This is a genomic window from Caulobacter sp. GW821-FHT12D05 (assembly GCF_058807295.1).
Map to the genome: position 1 here is coordinate 926,709 of NZ_JBXAQO010000003.1, position 20,505 is coordinate 947,213.

A 20,505-nucleotide genomic window follows, 5' to 3' on the forward strand; every position below is an offset into this window, starting at 1 on the left:
TCCCTCCTGCCCCGTTTGCGGGGGAGGTGGCGCGGCGCCGATAGGCGACGTGACGGAGGGGGCGCTGCTAGCCGCGTCTGCTCCGCGCCAGCGCCACGCACGTATCCCAGATCCCATCCGCCACACCGGTCGGATCTCGCATCACCTCGTCCGCCGGGTAACGCACCACCGTAAGCCCGTGCTCGGCCATCCAGGCGTCGCGCCGCTCATCCCGTTGCGGCCGATCACCCATGTTATGGCCCCAGCCGTCGACCTCGATCACCAGCCGCGCGTCGGCGCAGTAGAAGTCGGCGATGTACGGGCCGATCGGGTGCTGGCGGCGGATGCGAGGGTCGCCTGGCTGGCGAGAGCGGAGACGTGTCCAGAGGATGGCTTCGGGCGGGGTCAGGGTTCGGCGCAGGGCTTTGGCTTGCGTGTGGGTTTTCGAGTGCGACCGCATGGGTTGAGTTTAGCGCTTTTGCGCCCCCTCCGTCACGTCGCTTCGCGACGCGCCACCTCCCCCGTTTCACGAGGGAGGAGAAGAGCACACCATCCTGCCCCGCTTGCGGGGGAGGTGGATCGGCGCCGATAGGCGACGAGACGGAGGGGGCGCTCCGCGTCCACTCACCGCCGTCATTGGTCTGACATTTTTGTCTGAGTAATGCGCCGTACGCTTGGCTGCGCTGCCCAGGGCCGGACTCGCCATCCCATAAGGTCTGCCAGATCGCGCGCCCGCCTATCCTCCGACCATTCCCGAATGTTCGCGCGAACATTCGCCCAAAAACGTCAATCTCACCCTCGGTTACCTTCTCCGCACACGCCCTGTAGCGTGGCGCCGGCGCCGCAGCCCTGTGTCAAAGGTCCGACGATAATCTGCGGATAAGGTCTGACCACCTTGACCTAATAGGACTTACCTCGTAACGCTGTTCATTGTGACCGCTACCATCGCCGTGTGGGGCGTGAACGTTGGCATGGGAAGGCCAGCGGACCCCACGGCGGCAACGAACAAGTGCGCAGAGCACCGTCTCTTAGGGGAGAAACATGCCGTCCATTCGCCGCCACTATTCCGCCCGCTCCACGACCATGCGTCTGGCTCTGATCGGCGCGACGTGTCTGACCACTATCGCCATGGCCCAAGCCGCCCAGGCGCAGACCGCGCCGGCCGCCGCCTCCGACACCGTCGAGGAAGTGGTCGTCACCGGCTTCCGCAAGTCGCTGGCCGACTCGACCAACGCCAAGCGTGACAGCGTCGCCTTCACCGACTCGGTCTTCGCCGAAGACATCGGCAAGTTCCCGGACCTGAACATCGCCGAGTCGCTGAACCGGATCCCCGGCGTGCAGCTGACCCGCGAGATCAACGGCGACGGCCTGAACGTCGCCATCCGGGGCCTGGGCACCAACTTCACCAAGATCCTGCTGAACGGCGCCCAGGCCGCCGTCGCCTCGTCGGGCCGCACCGACGGCCAGAACCAGAACCGCGAAGTCGACCTGGATCTGTATCCGACCGAGCTGTTCACCCGCCTGGACGTGTCCAAGACCCCGACCGCCGGTCAGGTCGAGGGCGGCGTCGCCGGCGTGGTCAATATGCGCAGCGCCCGGCCGTTCGACTACAAGGTCGGCCAGCAGCTGGTCTATTCGATCCAGGCTGGCGAGAACTCGGAAGACGGCCGCACCAGCCCGCGCGCCTCGCTGCTGGCCAGCAAGACGTTCGAGACAGCCGCCGGCGAGTTCGGCATCCTGATCGGCGGCGCCTGGGCCCGCAACAAGTCCACCACGACCGGCTTCGAGACGATCGGCTGGACCAACGCCAACATGACCTGCGCGGGCTGTAACGTCACGGCGGGCAACGGCTTCAACTGGGCCGGGACGGTTCCGGTCGGCGTGACCGGCAATGGTCTGACCCCCGGCCAGACGATCGACAACGCCCTGCTGGCCTCGCTGAACCCGGGCACCACCCTGGTCCAGCTATCCGACGCGCAGCTGCCGCGCCTGGGTCGTGACTCGTGGAGCTCGGGCGAGCGCAACCGCAACAGCTACATCGCCTCGCTGCAGTACCGTCCGAACGACAATCTCGATATCTACCTCGACACGATGTACTCGGAAGCGCATCGCGAGTTCGAGCGCATCGACATGAACTGGTCGGTGCGGAACTCCAACTTCATGGTCCCGGTGGGCGTGAAGGTCGACAGCAACAACGTCGTCACCGAAGGCACCTTCCTCAACTCGCAGTTCTTCCTCGAGTACCGCCCGTACGTGGAAGACGTCGAGGTCCTGAACGTGAACCCCGGCTTCAGCTGGAAGGCCAATGACTGGATCAAGGTCGACGGTCAGGTGAACTGGAGCCGCTCGGTCTTCTTCCGTGAAGCCCCGACGGTGCTGTTCAACAGCCCGCTGAACAGCGGCCTGAACGTCACCTACAAGAACGATGGCAACAAGCCCTCGATCACCCCGTCCAAGAGCCTGAACGACCCGAACCTGGGTTGGACCTGGGCCGGCGGCCGCGTGAACGTCCAGAACGAAAAGCGCGTCACCTTCACCAAGGGCGCCCACTTCGACGTGACGTTCGGCGAAGACAAGAACATCAACTTCAAGGTCGGCGCGGCCTATGACGACGTCGGTCGCCGCATCACGGCCATCGACAACTCGGGTCGCTGGCAGACCTTCACCTGCGGCGGCGGCGGCGTCACCCCGCAGAGCCCGGCCCCGTCGCCGACCCCGGCCTGCGACGGCCGCGCCGGTTCGGCCGTCACCTCGGCCACCCTGGCCAGCTTCATCAAGGCCGGTCCGATCGGCTTCGTGACCCTGGACAAGGACAAGTTCTTCGCGGCCACCAACTACGACGCGTTCAACGCGGCCGCGCCGTTCTCGTCCTCGGCCGCCACCGGCGCGGCTTCGGGCTACATCCGTGAGAAGACCTCGGGCGCCTATATCGAGATGAACGGCGTGGCCCAGATCCTGGACCGCGACCTGCGCTTCAACGCCGGCGTCCGCTACTACGACACCGAGCAGACGATCGAAGGCCCGCAGACCGTCAACGGCGTGCTCTCGTTCCTGCAGCGCACGACCAAGTACGACGGCATGCTGCCCTCGTTCAACGCGGCCTTCGACCTGGCCGACAACATCGTGCTGCGGGCCAGCGCCTCGCGGTCGATGACCCGTCCCAACCCGTCGGCCATGCTGCCGGGCACGGTGTTCTCCGACCCCTCGGCCCAGCAGGCCACGCAAGGCAATCCCAGCCTGCAGCCCTACTTCTCGAACAACTTCGACCTGGGCGGCGAGTGGTACACCGGCGGCGCTGGCTATGTGGGCGTCGCTTTGTTCCGCAAGGAGCTGACCGGCTTCACCATCAACGGCAACAACACCATCCCGTTCGCCCAGCTGGGCGTGCCGTATGACCAGCTGACCAACCTGCAGCAGCAGGCGATCACCAACCGTGGCGGCCCGAACGCGGCCACCGTGACGGTGACCCAGCAGGTCAACGCCGACGGCGTCCTGACCATCCTGGGCCAGGAAGTCACCTGGGTGCAGCCGCTGGACTTCCTGCTGAAGGGTTCGGGCTTCACGGCCAACGCCACCCACGTCGAGCAGAACCCGCGCGGTAACGGCGCCCCGGCCCAGGCCGTCGGCATCTCGCCGTGGACCTACAACATCACCGGCTACTACGAAGACCACGGCGCGACGCTGCGACTGTCGTACGTCTGGAACGACGCCCAGATCTCGTCGGGCAACAACCAGAACGGCATCCCGTTCGCGACCCTGAACACCGAGGCCCGCGGTCAGTTCGACTTCTCGGCCAGCTACCAGTTCAAGAACCTGCCGACCCAGCCGCGCGTCACCCTGGATGTCATCAACATCACCAAGGAAGAGCAGCGCAGCAACTTCTACTGGGAGAACGCCATGTTCACCCAGTACCAGCCCGGCCGTCAGGTCATCCTGGGCATCCGGGGCAAGTTCTAGGTCTTTGTTTGGCGCGCTTTCCGACGACGAACCGGTATCCACTTCGTCGGGAAGCGCTTGAAGTTCCCTCTACCCGCCGGCCGCGTTCCCTGGCCGGCGGGATTCTTTTCGACCTCCCATTCGCGCGCGGGTTCCTAGTCGGCGCCTCCCCCTCGCGCGTGGCCTCCGCGGCGTGCCTTCCTACCGAAGGCGCGCCGTTCTTTTTGGGGCGAAAGGACAATGTGTCGCGGTTGTGTGACTGTGGCGGAATCTGGGCGTTAACTACCACGGGTGCAGGGTCGGGCTTGCAAGGAGCCCCCATGACCCACCTCGACCCCGCTGCCGCCAAGATCGCCGCGATGTCCGCCAAGATCGCCCTCGGCGTCGGCGAGACCGTGCTGAACCTGGCCCTGTCGGCGGCCGTCCCGGTCAGCATCGTGGTCTTCGTGGCGCTGACCTTCTAAGGCGTCCGGCGCCGGCTCAGCCAACTTTTTTCCATCGCGAAAACCCAGGTCCGACAAGGGCTTGGCATTTATTTGTCGCGAAATAGATTATCGCGACATCTTTTTCTCTGGACAAGTGGATCGTCTCGGGTTTATCCATTTCGTTATCGCGATAAACATTGTCGCTAACCGAAATCCGAGGGAGATCCAAATGACCCAGTTCCGCACCCTGATCGCTTCCGCCGCCGCCCTGACCCTGGCCGCCGGCTTCGTTCCCGCCCAAGCTGCTCCGAAGGCGCCCGTGAAGAACGTCGTGCTGGTGCACGGCGCCTTCGCCGACGGCTCGGGCTGGGCCGGCGTCTACAAGATCCTCAAGAAGGACGGCTACAACGTCACCATCGTCCAGAACCCGACCACCTCGCTGGCCGACGACGTGACGGTGACCAAGCGCGCCCTGGCCCAGCAGGACGGTCCGGCCATCCTGGTCGGCCACTCGTACGGCGGCGTGGTGATCTCGGAAGCCGGGACCGACCCCAAGGTCGCGGGCCTGGTCTATGTCGCCGCCTTCGCTCCGGACGCCGGCGAGTCGATCGCCACGCTGACCGCCAAGCCGGTCCCCGGCGCCCCGGTTCCGCCGATCCTGCCGCCGCAGGATGGTTTCGTGTCGCTGGACCGCGCCAAGTTCGCCGCCGCCTTCGCCGCCGACGTCGATCCCGTCCAAGCCGCCTTCATGGCCGACAGCCAGGTGCCGTGGAGCATCAAGGCCGTCAGCGGCGCGGTCACCCAGCCGGCCTGGAAGGTCAAGCCCAGCTACTATCTGCTGGCCACCGAAGACCTGATGATCCCGCCCGTCGCCCAGCGCGCCCAAGCCACCCGCGCCGGCGCCAAGATCACCGAGGTCGCCGGCAGCCACGCCGTCTTCATCTCCAAGCCGGAAGCGGTGGCCAAGCTGATCGAGGACGCCGCGCAAGGTAAGTAAGCTCGGCGCAGGCAAAGAAGCCCCGGAACGTAAGGCGTTCCGGGGCTTGTCCGCGTCTAGAGGTCGCCTCGGCCGCGCAGGCGCGACCAGTGGTCGGTGTCGGGCGCCTCATCGTAGAGCGCCTGGTCCAGATGGACGAGGATCCGCGCGGCGCCGAACACCATCAGCCAGACCAGCGCGAAGAACCGGATCAGGTCGGCGTGGGGCGGCGCGTGGGCGCTCCAGGCGATCAGGCCGGCGAAACCGCTTAGGCCCACGATCATCAGGACCAGCAGCAAGCGGCGATGGGCGGGGGATCGGGCGGTCATGACGCTTGAGATACCGCCGGGCCGCGTAAGGGCGCTGTTCGGAAAACCGGCCTCGCGCATAAACGCAACATAAGCTGTGACGGACATAAGGATATCCTTATGTGATTTTTGTGCTAGGCTCGGGGCCATGACCACGATCACCACCGTCGGCGTCGACGCCGACGACACCCTCTGGCACTGCGAGAGCAAGTTCCGCTTGTCGCACGCCCGGTTCCTGGACCTGCTGTCCGACCACGGCGACCCAGAGAAGATCGAGAGCCAGCTGCTGGCCGTCGAGAAGCGGAACCTGCGGGTCTATGGCTACGGCGCCAAGGGTTTCACCCTGTCGATGATCGAGACGGCGCTGGAGGTCACCGACGGCCGCGTCGACACCCGGGTGATCCGCGAGATCCTGGCCGTGGGCCGCGAGATGCTGACCGAACCGATCGAGCCGCTGCCCGGCGTCGAGAAGGCGCTGTCGGCGCTGTCGGATCGCTATCGCCTGATCCTGATCACCAAGGGCGACCTCCTGCACCAGGAGCAGAAGCTGGCCTCGTCGGGGCTGGGCGACTTCTTCGTGGCGGTGGAGATCGTGTCCGAGAAGGACGCGGGGACGTACCGCCGGGTGTTCGAGCGCTACGGCACGGGCGCCGAGCAGGCGGTGATGGCGGGCAACTCGATGAAGTCCGACATCCTGCCGGCGCTGGAGGCCGGCTGCTGGAGCGCGTTGATCCCGTACCCGCTGGTGTGGTCGCACGAGGCCGCCGAGGCCCCGGTGGGGCATGAGCGGTATGTGGAGCTCTCCAGCATCAGCGAGCTGCCGGCGTGGGTGGACGGGCTGAAGGGCTAGCGCTTCCCCAGCTTCGCCACCCAGTCGCGCGCCGGCCGCTCGAAGCCGATCAGCGACAGATAGGCGATCGGAAACAGGGCGACGATCCACACCAGGCACCACAGGCGCATGGCGTCGCCGTTCAGACGCCACATGCCGAAGCCGACCCAGTTCAGGGCGATCTTCAGGGCGATCGGGTGGAGCAGGTAGAGGCTGAAGCTGAGCTGCGCCCACGGGGCCATGGCCTTGCTGACGCCGCCCTGGACGCCTTGCGCGTCGGCGGCGACGCCGGCCAGGCCGACGGCGTAGATCACCAGCAGCAGGCTCGTCCGCGAGGCCCCCATGCCGGACGCGACGACGAACGCCGCCAGCAGCGCCCACATCACGAAGCGGGCGTAGGGCAGCTTCCCGAGCTGGTCCCGCAGCTGGAACGCCAGCATGCCCAGCATGAAGCCCGGCACGGCGCGGGCCACGCCCATGTTGAAGGTCCACTGCGAGAAGGTCTCGCCGGTGCGTGAGATCCACAGCAGGAGCAGCAGGCTGCCGATCGCCGTGGCGGCGGTGGCCCAGGCGCCGCGGGCGGTGATCCAGAAGAGCAGGGGCAGGGCGATATAGAGCCCCATCTCGGCGCTGATCGCCCAGCTGACGAAGTTCCACGTCTGGGCCTTGCAGGTTCCCCAGGCGTGGATGAACAGCACGTTCTGCGGGATGCAGGTCACATCGTAGCGCGACGGGTCCCGCTCGTTCAGCACCCCGACCCAGCCCAAGGCGGCGATGACCACGAACACCAGCATGGTCGCCCAGTGCAGGGGACCCAGCCGCGCGACGCGCTTCTGCAGGAAGTCGCGGTACTTGGCGGTGGTGGTCAGCTTGCCGGTATAGATCGCCGCCATGACGTAGCCGGAGATCAGGAAGAACAGGTCGACGATCAGGCTGAAGCTCTTGATCGTGTCGTCGGCGACTTGCCACTGACCGTCCAGATTGATGAACCGGTTGAAGTGGAACACCACGATCATGACGGCGCCCACGATCCGCAGGGCGTCCAGGTGCAGCATCTGGTCGGAGTCGGGTTTCAGGGGCGGCAGGCGGAGCATTGTAGAGCTGTGGCATGATCCAGATCCTCCCCCAAGGGGGGAGGTGGCCGAAGGCCGGAGGGGGAAGTTGTCCTGGCCCGGTCTCTTCCCCCTCCGTCGCCTGCGGCGACACCTCCCCCGCTAGGGGGAGGATCTGAAAACCTAAGCCGCTGCTCTCCACGCCCCCGGCGTCTTCCCCGTCAGCGCCTTCACATCCCGCGTCATGTGCGCCTGATCCGTAAACCCCACCTCCGCCGCGATCCCCGCCAGCGTCTCCGCCGTCCCGGTGATCATCCCCCACGCCCGCCGCGCCCGCGCCTCGACCCGGTAGCGCGACGGCGCCACGCCATAGGCCTGGCGGAACCAGCGGAAGGCGGTCTCGCGGGTGACGCCGTGGTCGCGGGCCCAGGTCTCGATGGCCAGGTCCGAGGCGTCCGACAGGGCGGCGGCCATGCGGTCGGGGGCGTCGGCGAGGGCGGCCCGGCCGGCCTCCCAGTGGGTGACGAGGTAGGCCGTGGCGGCGACGGGATCGCGCTCGGCCAGGCGGACCAGCGTGTCCGGATCGGCGAGGCGAGCGATGGCGAAGGTCGGCGCGGCGGTCAGCGGCAGGTTCAGCACCACGGCGCGGCGACCCGGCGCGGGGTTGAAGTGCGCGCTGAAGGCGGCGTGGACCAGCACGTCGCCGGCCTCGACGCGGTAACGACCGCGCTCGCCGGCTTCCTCATAGCCGCCCTCCAGGACCACGGCGGCGTAGGGGGCCGCGTGCAGGTGGCGGGGAATGGCGTCGGCGGGGAGGGTATGCCGGAGGGGCGGATGCATTGGGCGAACGTAGTGCGCCGAACGCCTCGCGCCAGTTAAACCCGTGTCATGGGGGTTAGATCGCCACCCGCTTGGCGATCGCGCTGCGCCGCGCCTTCGTCTCCTGCTGCGCCCGCTGCACCGCTTCGGTCTCGGTCGCATGCAGCAGGTGGTCGATCACCCGCTCCAGGTGATCCCGCATCGCCTGCCGCGCCGCCGCCGGATCACGGGCCTTCAGCGCATCCACCACCCGACGGTGCTCGACGATCCGAGGCTCCAGCCCCATGCCGCGCGCCCGCGTCAGGATGTTCCGCGCCAGGGGCGAGCGGTTGCGCCAGTCCCACAGGTTCTCGATCGTGGCGATGATCGCGCCGTTGCCGGTGGCGCGGGCGATGGTCAGGTGGAACTCGCGGTCGGCGTCCTCGCCGCTGATTTCCTCCTCCTCGTGCATGCGCTGAAGGAGGGCTTCCAGGCCCTCGATCTGCTCGTCGCTGATCGAGGTGGCGGCCAGGGCGGCGGCCTCGCCCTCGAACAGGCGGCGGGCCTCGATCAGCTCGAAGGCGCCGATCTCGAAGTCGATCTCGGCCGAGGGGGCGATCGGGCGGACATTGCCGGTGACGTAGATGCCCAGGCCATGGCGGGCCTCGATCATGCCCAGCATTTCCAGGGCGATCATGGCTTCGCGGAGGGTCGGGCGGGAAACCCCGAACTGTTCGGCCAGCTCACGCTCGGTCGGCAGGCGGTCGCCCAGCTTGTACTGCCCCGCCTCGATGGCGTCGGCCACGGAGTCGGCGATCTTGCGGTAGAGCTTGACGTTGTCTGACATGGCTCGGAGGGGCTTTTAGAGACGCTGGCGGGGGCGGATTCCATGAATCACTACCACGGAGATCCGCGCGAATTGTCCTACTTTCTCTCCCTTTTCGCCGAATGGTCAGATCACCAGTCGTGCATGGAGCCGTCCAGGCGGCGAGCGACCGGCAGATAGGCGCGCTGGTAGGGATATTTCGCGGCCAGCGCTTCATCGATGTCGACGCCCAGGCCCGGCGCCTCGCCCGGATGCAGCATGCCATCCTGGAAGGTGTAGGCGTGCGGGAACACAGCATCCGTCTCGGGCGTGTGGCGCATATATTCCTGGATGCCGAAGTTCGGGATCGACAGGTCGAAATGCAGGGCCGCGCCCATGCAGACTGGCGACAGGTCGGTGGCCCCATGGCAGCCGGTGCGCACGTGATAGAGGTCGGCGAAACTGGCCAGCTTCTTCAGGTGGGTGATCCCGCCGGCGTGGACCACGGTGGCGCGGATGTAGTCGATCAGCTGTTCCTCGATCAGCTGCTTGCAGTCCCAGACCGAGTTGAAGATCTCGCCCACGGCCAGCGGCGTCGTCGTGTGCTGGCGGATGATCCGGAAGCTGGCCTGGTTCTCGGCCGGGGTGGCGTCCTCCATCCAGAACAGGCGGTAAGGCTCGAGATCCTTGCCCAGGCGCGCGGCCTCGATCGGGGTCAGGCGGTGGTGCACGTCGTGCAGCAGGTGGACGTCGTCGCCCAGGGCCGCGCGCGCCGCCTCGAACAAGGCCGGGGCGCTGCGCAGGTAGCGCTCGGTCGACCAGACGGTCTCCTTGGGCAGGTCGCTGTCGGCCGGCTCGTAGAAGAAGCGGTCCTTGGAGACGCCATAGGCGCCCTTCATGCCGGGCACGCCGGTCTGCAGGCGGATGGCCTTGTAGCCCTGGCCGGCATAGTGGCGGGCGTTGTCGATCGTCTCCTCGATCGTCTCGCCATTGGCGTGGCCATAGACCATGACCCCCGTGCGGCAGGCGCCGCCCAAGAGCTGGTAGACCGGCAGGCCGGCGATCTTGCCCTTGATGTCCCACAGCGCCATGTCGACCGCGGCGATGGCGGCCATGGTCACCGGGCCCCGGCGCCAATAGGCCCCGCGATACAGGAACTGCCAGATGTCCTCGATCTGGTGGGCGTCGCGGCCGATCAGGCAGGGGATGACGTGTTGCGAAAGATAGGCCTCGACCGCCAGCTCGCGGCCGTTCAGCGTGGCGTCGCCGATGCCGTAGACGCCTTCGTCAGTCACGATCTTCAGAGTGACGAAGTTGCGCCCCGGACACGTGACGATGGTCTTGGCGGCGATGATCTTGGGCATGAGACGCTTTTGCTGAAATCCGCGGGCGGGACGAAAGACCGAGGGCGCGCCAAACTTGCGGGCGCGGGCGTCCAATCTTCCTCCCTGTCTATCGGTTTACCGCTACCATGAGGCTTGTCAACCCAGTGGTCTGACCACTAAGGAGTGGAGACCCGACCTTTGAGATCGGGCGTGCGTGGGAGTGAAGCGAATGCGGTTGCTGGCTTTGGTGCTGGGCCTCGTCCTGGTCGGTTCCGCTGCCCGGGCCGAGGACGGCTATGACCTGTGGCTGCGCTATAAGCCGGTCGAGGCCGCCGCCAAGGCGCCGTACGCCGCCCGCGCCGCCGCCATCGCGCCGGTCTCCAATACCCCCACGCTGAAGGTTGCTCGCGCCGAGCTGGAACGCGGCCTCACCGGCCTAGTCGGCAAGCCCGCCAGCGCCGCCGCCGGCTCCCGCGACGGGGTGATCCAGCTGACCGTCGCGCCGCAGAAGGACCTCGGCGACGAGGGCTACCGCATCCGCACCACGGCGGTTAACGGCAGGAAGACCACCGTCATCGCCGCCTCCAAGGACATCGGCGTCCTGTATGGCGTGTTCCGCTACCTGGAACTGATCCAGACCCGCCAGCCGGTCGAGAGCCTGGACATCGCCAGCGCGCCCAAGGTGAAGCTGCGCATGCTGAACCACTGGGACAACCTGAACCGCACGGTCGAGCGCGGCTATGCCGGTCAGTCGATCTTCGACTGGTGGCGGCTGCCGGGCCACGTCGATCCGCGCATGGTCGACTATGCCCGCGCCAACGCCTCGATCGGCATCAACGGCACGGTATTGAACAACGTCAACGCCAAGGCCGACAGCCTGACCCCGGCCTATATCGCCAAGGCCGCGGCCCTGGCCGACACGTTCCGGCCCTACGGCATCCGCGTCTACCTGTCGGCCCGCTGGTCGGCCCCGGTCGAACTGGGCGGCCTCAAGACCGCCGACCCGCTGGACCCGGCCGTCGCCGCCTTCTGGAAGGCCAAGGCCGACGAGATCTACAAGGCCATTCCCGACTTCGGCGGCTTCCTGGTGAAGGCCAATTCCGAAGGCCAGCCCGGCCCGCAGGACTATGGCCGCACCCATGTCGACGGGGCCAACATGCTGGCCGACGCGGTCGGTAACCGAGGCGTCGTGATCTGGCGCGCCTTCGTCTATTCGCACGAGCAGCCCGACGACCGCGCCAAGCAGGGCTACAACGAGTTCAAGCCGTTCGACGGCCAGTTCCGCGACAACGTGGTCATCCAGGTCAAGAACGGCGCGATCGACTTCCAGCCGCGCGAGCCGTTCCACCCGCTGTTCGGGGCCATGCCGAAGTCGAACCTCGGCATGGAGTTCCAGATCACCAAGGAATATCTCGGGTTCTCGACCCACCTCGTCTATCTCGGCCCGATGTACGAGGAGACCCTGCGCGCCGACACCATGGCCAAGGGCAAGGGCTCGACGGTGGCCAAGGTGGTCGACGGCCAGCTGGACGGCCGCAAGCTGACGGTGATGGCGGGGGTGGCCAATATCGGCAGCGACCGCAACTGGAGCGGCTCGCAGTTCGACCAGGCCAACTGGTACGTCTTCGGCCGCCTGGCCTGGGATCCGGACGCCTCGACGAAGGACATCGCGACCGACTGGGCGAAGATGACCTTCAGCAATGACCCGCGCTTCGTGAAGCCGGTCGTCGAGATGATGATGGGCTCGCGCGAGGCGACGGTGGACTACATGACCCCGCTGGGCTTGCACCATCAGATGGGCCGCAGCCATCACTACGGCCCCGGGCCGTGGGTCGCTGGTGGCGAGCGCGCCGACTGGACCAGTGTCTACTACGCCAAGGCCGGGCCGGACGGGGTTGGCTTTGATCGCACGCCGACGGGGAGCAATGCGACGGCTCAATACGCGCCGGCGGTGGGGGCGTGTTTCGCCGACCTTAAGTGCGTGGATGAGAAGGACCTGCTGTGGTTCCACCACCTGAGCTGGGACTACCGCCTGAAGTCTGGTGACACGCTGTGGGATGGCTTGGTCAAGCGCTATGGGCTGGGCGTGAAGTATGTCGACGGCATGGAGACGACCTGGGCGGGCGTGGCGCCGTACGTCGATGCCCAGCGGCATGCCGAGGTAGCTGACTACCTGAAAATCCAGCGCGACGAAGCCCAGTGGTGGCGCGACGCGTCGGTGGCGTGGTTCGGCAGCTTCTCCAAGCGTCCGCTCCCGGCGGGGGAAAAGGCGCCGCCGAAGACGCTGGAGGAATACGAAGCGATGAAGTTCCCCTACGCGCCGGGGATCTGACGGCGACGCAGATCCTCCCCCTAGCGGGGGAGGTGTCGGCGCAGCCGACGGAGGGGGAAGGGACCGGAGCCAGGACTTGTTCCCCCTCCGGCGCTTCGCGCCACCTCCCCCGCTAGGGGGAGGATCTACGGGGTCACTAGCGGTTAAGCCGGACTCGTGCGTCGATCCCCTGACTCACCACCTCGGGGCTCCGCATGAAACTCCTCACCGCCACGGCCCTCGCCGCGCTGCTCGCCACCGCCGCGCATGCCGCCCCGCTCAACGTCCCCGCCGCAAAGAAGGCCATCGACGCCCAGCTGGACCGCGACTACCCGACGCTGGAGGCGCTCTACAAGGACATCCACGCCCACCCCGAGCTGGGTTTCCAGGAGGTCGAGACGGCCAAGAAACTGGCCGCCCAGATGCGCAGCCTAGGCTTCACCGTCACCGAGAACGTCGGCAAGACCGGCGTCGTGGCGGTGCTCAAGAACGGCGACGGCCCCAAGATCCTGATCCGCACCGAGCTGGACGGCCTGCCGATGCAGGAGAAGACGGGCCTGGCCTACGCCAGCCAGGCGACGGCGATGTACCGCGAAGAGAAGGTCTTCACCGCTCACGCCTGCGGCCACGACATCCACATGGCCGCCTGGGTCGGGACCGCCAAGCAGCTGGTCGCCCAGAAAGCCAGGTGGAAGGGCACGCTGGTCTTCGTCGCCCAGCCGGCCGAGGAGCTGACCAGCGGCGCGCGGGCCATGCTGGCCGACGGGCTGTGGGACAAGATCGGCGGCAAGCCGGACTACGGGTTTGCTTTGCACGTCGGCAACAGCCCGGCCGGCCAGGTGTCGTACAAGGCGGGCGTGCTGACCTCGACCTCGGACGGCATCGACCTGACCTTCATCGGCCAGGGCGGCCACGGCTCGATGCCCAGCGCCACGATCGACCCGATCCTGATGGCCAGCCGCTTCGTGGTCGACGTGCAAAGCGTGATCAGCCGCGAGAAGGATCCCAGCCAGTTCGGCGTCGTCACCATCGGCTCGATCCAGGGCGGCAGCGCCGGCAACATCATCCCCGACCGGGTCCGGCTGCGCGGCACGATCCGCACCCAGGACGCGGCCGTGCGCGACAAGATCCTGGCCGGCGTGCAACGCACCGCCAAGGCCGTCGCCGCCATGGCCGGCGCGCCCGAGCCCGAGCTGAAACTGACCCCGGGCGGCAAGATGGTGGTCAATGACGCCGACCTGACCGCGCGCACGGGCGCGGTGTTCAAGGCCGCCTTCGGGGCCAAGGCGACCCTGGAGGAAAAGCCCGGCTCGGCGTCCGAGGACTATTCGGAGTTCGTGCTGGCGGGCGTGCCGTCGGTCTATTTCGGCATCGGCGGCTATGCGCCGGACCAGATCGAAAAGCTCAAGGCCGAGGGCAAGCCCGTGCCGACCAACCACTCGCCGTTCTTCGCCCCGACGCCGGAACCGGCGATCCGGACGGGGGTCGAGGCGATGACCTTGGCGGTGCTGGGGGTGGCGGGCCGCTAGAGCCCCAGCAGCCTGCGCACCACGAACTCCAGCGCCTCCGCCGTCACCGGCCGGCCGGTGGCGTGGTTGTTCATGGCCAGGCCGCTCAGCACGTCGATGATCAGGTCGGGATCGATGCTGGCCGCGATCTCGCCCCGCGCCATGGCCCGCTCGACGATGGCGCGGCTGTGGGCGCGGCGGATGGGGAAGACCTTCTCGTGCCAGGCGACCAGCTTGGGGCGCACGCGGGCCTCGACGACCAGGAAGCTCATGCACGAGCCCATCACCGGGTCGTTGTAGAGCCGCACCATGGTCTGGCCCAGGATCACCAGGTCGGCCACGACGCTGCCGGTATCGGGCTGGGTCTCGAAGCTGAAGGCCTCGGTATAGGCCTCGGTCACGGCGTCGACCGGATCGCTCCAGCGCCGGTAGAAGGTGGCGCGCGGCGCGCCGGCCCGCTCGCAGATGCGGTCGACGGTCAGGCCTGAGAAACCGCGTTCGGACAGCACTTCCAGCGTCGCGCGCCGCAGCCGTCGCTCGACCTCCGGATCGCGCGGCCGGCCTGGACCGCGTTTCGAGGCGGCGGGGGAGTCGGTCGTCATCACGGCAGCATAGGGGGCTCAGCCCGCCGCGCAATTCTCCGCGATGAACGCCATGTGATCCGGCATCACCTGCGCCGACTTGGCGATCACCGACTTGATCTCGGCCATCCGCGCGCGGAACAGCCCTTCGTCCATCGGATCGGCCATCGGGTCCCAGCTCTCGGGATGGATCCCCTGGCCGATGAACACCGCGAACCACGAGGTGTCGTTGAACAGCTCCTCGTTCTCGCGGAACACCCGGCCCGAGCCTCGGAACAGGTCGATCTTGTCGGCCAGGTAGTCGGGGATCGGCATCTCGCGCAGATAGTCCCAGTACGGCGTGTCGCTGCGCGTCGTGGCCTTGAAGTGGAGGATCAGGAAATCCCGGATCTTCTCGTACTCGAAGGTCATGGTGCGGTTGTAGCGGTCGATGTCGGCCTGGAAGAACCGGCGGTCGGGGAAGTGGGCCATCAGGCGCGAGATGCCGACCTGGATCAGGTGGATCGACTGGCTCTCCAGCGGCTCCATGAAGCCGGCCGACAGGCCGATGGCGACGACGTTCTTGTCCCAGCTCTTCTTGCGGCGACCGGCGGTGAAGCGCAGGAAATTCGGATCGGCCAGGGGCGCGCCGTCCAGGTTGGCCAGCAGGTCGGCCAGGGCCTCGTCGTCGCTGACATGGGCGCTGGAATAGGCGTAGCCGTTGCCCAGGCGGTGCTGCAGCGGGATGCGCCACTGCCAGCCGTGCGGCCGGGCCGTCGCCCGCGTCACCGGAGCCAGCGAGCCGCCCAAGGCGCAAGGCATGGCCACCGCGCGGTCGTTCAGCAGCCAGTGGGACCAGTCCTCATAGCCGGCCTTGAGCGTCTGCTCGATCAAGAGGGCGCGGAAGCCCGAGCAGTCGATGAAGAGGTCGCCCTCGATGACCTGGCCGCTTTCGAGGGTAACCGACGAAACGTGCCCGCTCTCGCCGTCCTGCTGGACGGACGCGATCTTGCCCTCCTGGCGCACCACGCCGCGCGCCTCGGCATACTCCCGCAGGAACTTGGCATAGAGCCCGGCGTCGAACTGGAAGGCATAGGCGATCTGGCCCAGCGGCGAGTTGGCCTGGCCGTTGGGGCGCATGAACTTGCTCTGCCGGGACGCGACCGTCTGCAGGCTGAACTCGCCCAGGTCCGGCGCGATGCCCATGGCGTGGGCCTTCAGCCAATAGGCGTGGAACGACACCCCTTCCATGTCGACGCCATAGGGACCGAACGGGTGGTGATAGCTGTGGCCGATTGCCTTCCAGTCGACGAAGTCGATGCCCAGCTTGAAGGTCGCCTTGGTCTTCTTGACGAACTCGTTCTCGTCCAGCCCCAGCATGCGGTTGAAGATGTTGATCTGGGGGATCGTCGACTCGCCGACGCCCACGGTGCCGATGGCCTCGGACTCGACCAGGGTGACCTTCGTGTAGCCGTCCTTGAGGAAGCGCCCCAGGGCGGCGGCGGTCATCCAGCCGGCGGTGCCGCCGCCGACGATGACGACGCGGCGCAGGCGGTGGTTCTGGGTCATGCTTTGAACTCGGGGGCCGCGCAGTAGCGGGCGATGAAGGCTTCGTGGGTCGGCATCGATTCAGCGGTCCGGCGGATCAGGCTGGCGAGCCGCTCCATCTGACCCTTCACGAAGGCGCGGTCGTACTGGTCGACCAGCGGATCGTGGCGCTGCGGCGTCACGCCCTGGCCCAGCAGCACGGCGATCCAGCTGGGCTCGGCAAAGAGGTCGTAGTCCGACTGGAAGAGGCGCCCGGAGCTGCGGAATAGCTCGATCTTGCGCGACAGGTCGGCCGGGATCTCCATCTCGCGCAGCTGCTTCCAGTACGGCTCGTCGCGCTGGTTGGCGTGGAAGTGCAGGATGATGAAGTCGCGGATCAGCTCGACCTGCAGGATGGTCAGGCGGTTATATTCGGCGATCTCGACTGGGTTGAAGCCGCGGTCGGGGAACAGGGCGAGCAGCTTGGTGATGCCGGCCTGGATCATGTGGATGCTGGTGCTCTCCAGCGGCTCCAGGAAGCCCGACGACAGGCCGATGGCCACGACGTTCTTGTTCCAGATCTGCTTGCGGCGGCCGGGGCGGAACTTGATGAAGTTCGGCTGCTGGGTGGGGGCGCCGTCCAAGGTCTTTTCCAGCGTCTTCAGCGCGTCCTCGTCGCTGATGTGCTTGGAGGAGTAGACGTAACCCGTGCCGATCCGGTGCTGCAGCGGGATACGCCAGACCCAGCCGGCCTCGTGGGCCGTGGCGCGGGTGAAGGGCGACAGGCCATCGCCGCCCATCTCGCATTGCAGGGCGACGGCGCGGTCATTGGCCAGCCAGTGGCCCCAGTCCTCGAAGCCGGTCTTCAGGGTCTGCTCGATCAAGAGGGCGCGGAAGCCGGTGCAGTCGACGAACAGGTCCGCCTCCAGCACCCGGCCGTCTTCCAGCGTCACGCCGGTGAGGAAGCCGGTCTCGCCGTCCTGCTCGACGCTGCCGACCTTGCCCTCGATGCGGGTGACGCCGCGCTTTTCCGCGTAGCCGCGCAGGTACTTGGCATAGAGGCTGGCGTCGAAGTGGAAGGCGTACTTCAGCGCCGACATCACCTGGCCCGGATCCTTGGACGGCAAGGCGAACTTGCCGAGATTCACCGCCGTGGCCGGCAGGTTGTAGTCGTCGATCGGCTGGGCCCAGCCTTCGTGCAGGGACCGCAGCCAGAACTGGTGGAACTTCAGCGCCTCGATATCCAGGCCGAAATTGCCGAACGGGTGCTGGTAGCGGTGGCCCTTGTGCTTCCAGTCGATGAACTCGATGGCCAGCTTGAAGCTGCCCTTGGTCGCCCGCATGAACTCGGCTTCGTCGATGCCGAGGATCTGGTTGAAGGTGGTGATCGGCGGGATCGTCGCCTCGCCCACGCCGACCGTGGCGATGGCGTCGGACTCCACCAGCGTGACCTCGACGCCCTTGGTGTCGAGGACCTTGGCGAGGGCGGCGGCGGTCATCCAGCCGGCGGTGCCGCCGCCGACGATCAGGACCTTGCGGATGGGGTTGGTCATCGCGGCATCTCCTCCGCCGTACGCTCGATCACAGCCTTCATCCGCCCCAGCATCTCCCGCGTCTGCGCCAACGGCGCGCGCTCGACCAGCGGGTCCCAGCGCTTCGGCGTGATCCCCCGCGCCAAGAGGGCATGCACCCAAGCCTGCTCGGGCCAGGTCTCCTCGTCGTAGCTCACCACGCGACCCCGGCTCTCGAACTGGGCCATCTTCCAGGCCAGCTCTTCGGGAGGCGCATCCAGCACCCCCCACCGCAGGATCGCCATATCCCGCGCCCGCTCGACGGCGAGAGCGGTCAGCCGGTTGAACTCCGCCACGGCAGCGGGACCCGTCGGCAGCAGGGCCGCCAGGCGCGAGACGGTGGTCTGCAGCAGATGCAGGTCACCGCCATCGGCCGCGCCGATATGGGCCAGAGCGCCGCCGACGGCCACGACATCGCCCTCGACCGCCTGAGCCCGGCGGCCGGCCTTCAGCGGCGCGTCGTGGGTGAAGGTCGCGATGCGGTTCTCGACGCCCGTGAGCCGCGCGCCCGTCGGGAGCCAGGCGCTCCAGTCGATCCACTCGCCGGCCTCGCCCGAGGCGTCGACCACGAGGTCGGCGTCGGGGCGGCCACCGACCTGCGTGGCGCCGGCTTTCAGCGCCACGGCCTTCAGCGTCTCGGCGTACTCCGCCGCGTCCAGCAGCAGGCCGTGATCCAGGGTCGAGAGCGGCGACCTCGGATCGGCGCTCCTCTGCGCGAAACGACCACGCGCGGCGGCTTGGGCGGTCAGGCTCCAGGCCTCCAGCGGCGCGCCGTCGCCGGCCCGCAGCCAGTAGTGGTGGAAGGGCAGGCCTTCGAGCACCGCGCCGGTGTCGCCGAACGGCTCGACGCTCGCGCCGTGGCGCAGGCCAAGCAGCGGGGCGCCCACCTCGATGCCCAGCCGCGTGTGCAGACCCCGCAGCGCGGGCAGGGCGACCAGCTGGCCTTCAGCCGCAGGACCGGTCTCGGCCACCGAGACCTCGACAGTCCCCCGTGCGGCCGTCGCCAGCACGGCGGCGGTCATCCAGGCGTCGACGCCGCTTCCGACAATGAGGATCCGTGTCATGCCGAGACCCTCGCGTCCGCGACCGAGCGCAGATAGTCCTCATGCGCCGGCATGGCCTCCACGGTCCGCGCCACGGCCGCCTTCAGCTCGGCCAACACGCGGGCCGACTCGGCGGCGGGGATGGCCTCGACCATCGGGTCCCAGCCCTGCGGCGCGATGTTCTGACCCAGATAGACGGCCAGCCACGACGGCTCCTTGAAGAACCCGTCCTTATAGGCCGCCACCACGCCGCGCTCGCGCCACAGGGCGATCTTGTCGGCCAGGCTGCTCGGGATCGGCGCGGCGGCGCGGTCGCGCCAGAACTCCGAGTCGTCGCGCTGGTTGGCGTGATAGTGCAGCACCAGGAAATCGCGGATGCGCTCGAACTCCAGGTCCATGACCCGGTTGTACTCGTCCTGGTCGGCGGGATCGAAACCCCGGTGCGGGAAGAGCTCCAGCAGGGTGCTGATCGCCACCTGGATCAGGTGGATCGAGGTGCTCTCCAGCGGCTCCAGGAAGCCGGACGCGAGACCGATGGCCACCACGTTCTTGAACCACTGCTTCTTGCGGCGGCCGGTGACGAACCGCAGGAAGCGCGGGTCCTGCTGGGCCTTGCCGTCCAGCTTGTCGACCAGCACGCGGGCGGCCTCGTCGTCGCTGATATAGCTGGAGCAATAGACATAGCCGTTGCCCACCCGGTGCTGCAGCGGGATGCGCCAGCGCCAGCCGGCCTGGTCCGACGTGGCGCGGGTCAGAGGCGTGGCGGGCTCGACCGAGTCGCACGGCACGGCGGCGGCGCGGTCGCAGGGCAGCCATTGCGTCCAGTCGTCATAGCCGGCCTTCAGGGTCTGCTCGATCAGCAGGCCCCGGAAGCCGGAGCAGTCGATGAACAGGTCGCCCTCGATCGCCTGGCCGCTCTCCAGCGTCACGCCGCTGACGAAGCCGTCGTCGGGGCGCTGCTGGACGCTGGCGATCTTGCCCTCGGTGCGGGTGACGCCGCGCGCCTCGCTATAGGCCCGCAGGTACAGGGCATAGAGCGCCGCATCGAACTGGTAGGCGTAGTTGAAGGTCGAGCCCAGCGAGCGCGGGTCGGGGGAGGGCGGCACGAACTTGCCCGCGAACCCGGCCATGATCGGCAGGCTGTAGGCGGTGATGGCGTCGGCTTCTCCGCGCGCCTTGGCCCGCAGCCAGTGCTGATGGAACGGGACGCCGCCGATCGGATGGCCGAACGCCCCGAACGGATGGACGTACCGCTCGCCCTTGCGGCCCCAGTCGCGGAACTCGATGCCCAGCTTGTAGGTCGCCTGGGTCTTCTTCATGAAGTCGGCTTCGTCGAGGCCGAGGCGGGCGTTGTAGTTGCGGATATGCGGGACCGTGGCCTCGCCGACCCCGACCGTACCGATCTCGGCCGACTCGACCAGGGCGATCTCGATCGGCAGGCCCTTGAGCATCGCGACCAGGCCGGCGGCGGTCATCCAGCCGGCCGTGCCGCCGCCGACGATGACGATCTTGCGGATGGGAGCAGGAGTCATGCGGCGACCCTACCCATCTT

General features: G+C 67.6%; 17 protein-coding genes and 1 pseudogene. 7 read left to right on the forward strand and 11 right to left on the reverse strand.

From position 1 onward, the window contains the following. Positions 1–67: 67 nt before the first annotated feature. Positions 68–439, reverse strand: coding sequence for an endonuclease domain-containing protein (locus AC1RRR_RS17245; RefSeq protein WP_492814988.1), 372 nt, complete (start codon positions 437–439; stop codon positions 68–70). 581 nt (positions 440–1,020) lie between these two features. On the opposite strand from AC1RRR_RS17245, the gene AC1RRR_RS17250 reads away from it, so the two are divergent. The 3 genes from AC1RRR_RS17250 to AC1RRR_RS17260 all read left to right on the forward strand — a co-directional run bounded on the left by AC1RRR_RS17250 (position 1,021) and on the right by AC1RRR_RS17260 (position 5,337). Next, positions 1,021–3,936 carry a TonB-dependent receptor gene (locus AC1RRR_RS17250; RefSeq protein ID WP_492814990.1) on the forward strand — a complete coding sequence of 972 codons (2,916 nt, stop codon included), beginning with the start codon at positions 1,021–1,023 and terminating at the stop codon, positions 3,934–3,936. Positions 3,937–4,235: 299 nt separating this feature from the next. Further along, positions 4,236–4,379, forward strand: a complete 144-nt coding sequence (locus tag AC1RRR_RS17255) for a hypothetical protein (protein ID WP_492814992.1) — start codon at positions 4,236–4,238, stop codon at positions 4,377–4,379. Between the two features lie 190 nt (positions 4,380–4,569). Next, a complete protein-coding gene (locus AC1RRR_RS17260) occupies positions 4,570–5,337 on the forward strand; it encodes an alpha/beta hydrolase (protein ID WP_492814993.1) in 768 nt (255 codons plus the stop codon). A gap of 56 nt (positions 5,338–5,393) precedes the next feature. Here AC1RRR_RS17260 and AC1RRR_RS17265 read toward each other — a convergent pair whose 3' ends face one another. Beyond that, positions 5,394–5,645 (reverse strand): hypothetical protein, encoded by a 252-nt coding sequence (locus AC1RRR_RS17265; RefSeq protein ID WP_492814995.1) that lies wholly within the window; start codon positions 5,643–5,645, stop codon positions 5,394–5,396. A 127-nt stretch (positions 5,646–5,772) separates the two neighbouring features. Between AC1RRR_RS17265 and AC1RRR_RS17270 the strand changes: the two genes are divergently transcribed. Further along, positions 5,773–6,474 carry an HAD family hydrolase gene (locus tag AC1RRR_RS17270; RefSeq protein WP_492814996.1) on the forward strand — a complete coding sequence of 234 codons (702 nt, stop codon included), beginning with the start codon at positions 5,773–5,775 and terminating at the stop codon, positions 6,472–6,474. Here AC1RRR_RS17270 and AC1RRR_RS17275 read toward each other — a convergent pair. After that, positions 6,471–7,547, reverse strand: a complete 1,077-nt coding sequence (locus tag AC1RRR_RS17275; protein WP_492814998.1) for an acyltransferase family protein — start codon at positions 7,545–7,547, stop codon at positions 6,471–6,473. The two genes, AC1RRR_RS17270 and AC1RRR_RS17275, sit on opposite strands and share 4 nt — an antisense overlap. 14 nt (positions 7,548–7,561) lie before the next feature. On the opposite strand from AC1RRR_RS17275, the pseudogene AC1RRR_RS17280 reads away from it, so the two are divergent. Continuing rightward, a pseudogene (locus AC1RRR_RS17280) lies at positions 7,562–7,645 on the forward strand (NlpC/P60 family protein); the annotation flags it as partial. Between the two features lie 43 nt (positions 7,646–7,688). On the opposite strand, the gene AC1RRR_RS17285 reads toward AC1RRR_RS17280, so the two are convergent. From AC1RRR_RS17285 to manD, 3 genes are all read right to left on the reverse strand, one after another. Next, the gene (locus tag AC1RRR_RS17285; RefSeq protein ID WP_492815000.1) at positions 7,689–8,345 is read right to left on the reverse strand and encodes a helix-turn-helix domain-containing protein; all 657 of its coding nucleotides are present in this window, start codon (positions 8,343–8,345) and stop codon (positions 7,689–7,691) included. Positions 8,346–8,400: 55 nt separating this feature from the next. Further along, complete coding sequence (locus AC1RRR_RS17290; protein ID WP_492815002.1) at positions 8,401–9,150, reverse strand: FadR/GntR family transcriptional regulator; 750 nt, start codon at positions 9,148–9,150, stop codon at positions 8,401–8,403. 110 nt (positions 9,151–9,260) lie between these two features. Further along, positions 9,261–10,472: a D-mannonate dehydratase ManD gene (gene manD / locus AC1RRR_RS17295; protein WP_492815004.1), complete on the reverse strand. Its 1,212-nt coding sequence runs from the start codon at positions 10,470–10,472 to the stop codon at positions 9,261–9,263. Positions 10,473–10,662: 190 nt separating this feature from the next. Between manD and AC1RRR_RS17300 the strand changes: the two genes are divergently transcribed. Further along, on the forward strand, positions 10,663–12,765 hold the full coding sequence (locus AC1RRR_RS17300) for an alpha-glucuronidase family glycosyl hydrolase (protein WP_492815006.1): 2,103 nt from the start codon (positions 10,663–10,665) through the stop codon (positions 12,763–12,765). 194 nt (positions 12,766–12,959) lie between these two features. Then, a complete protein-coding gene (locus tag AC1RRR_RS17305) occupies positions 12,960–14,273 on the forward strand; it encodes an amidohydrolase (protein WP_492815008.1) in 1,314 nt (437 codons plus the stop codon). Here the strand turns inward: AC1RRR_RS17305 and AC1RRR_RS17310 are convergent. From AC1RRR_RS17310 to AC1RRR_RS17330, 5 genes are read right to left on the reverse strand one after another with little or no spacing between them, the layout of a single operon-like run. Then, on the reverse strand, positions 14,270–14,854 hold the full coding sequence (locus tag AC1RRR_RS17310; RefSeq protein ID WP_492815010.1) for a TetR/AcrR family transcriptional regulator: 585 nt from the start codon (positions 14,852–14,854) through the stop codon (positions 14,270–14,272). The two genes, AC1RRR_RS17305 and AC1RRR_RS17310, sit on opposite strands and share 4 nt — an antisense overlap. 18 nt (positions 14,855–14,872) lie before the next feature. Next, on the reverse strand, positions 14,873–16,381 hold the full coding sequence (locus AC1RRR_RS17315; protein WP_492815011.1) for a tryptophan halogenase family protein: 1,509 nt from the start codon (positions 16,379–16,381) through the stop codon (positions 14,873–14,875). Next, complete coding sequence (locus AC1RRR_RS17320) at positions 16,378–17,892, reverse strand: tryptophan halogenase family protein (protein WP_492815013.1); 1,515 nt, start codon at positions 17,890–17,892, stop codon at positions 16,378–16,380. Before AC1RRR_RS17320 ends, AC1RRR_RS17315 begins: the two co-directional genes overlap by 4 nt. Further along, on the reverse strand, positions 17,889–18,974 hold the full coding sequence (locus AC1RRR_RS17325; RefSeq protein WP_492815015.1) for a tryptophan 7-halogenase: 1,086 nt from the start codon (positions 18,972–18,974) through the stop codon (positions 17,889–17,891). Before AC1RRR_RS17325 ends, AC1RRR_RS17320 begins: the two co-directional genes overlap by 4 nt. Next, positions 18,971–20,485, reverse strand: coding sequence for a tryptophan halogenase family protein (locus AC1RRR_RS17330; RefSeq protein WP_492815017.1), 1,515 nt, complete (start codon positions 20,483–20,485; stop codon positions 18,971–18,973). The genes AC1RRR_RS17325 and AC1RRR_RS17330 overlap by 4 nt, the downstream gene beginning before the upstream one ends. Positions 20,486–20,505: the final 20 nt, after the last annotated feature.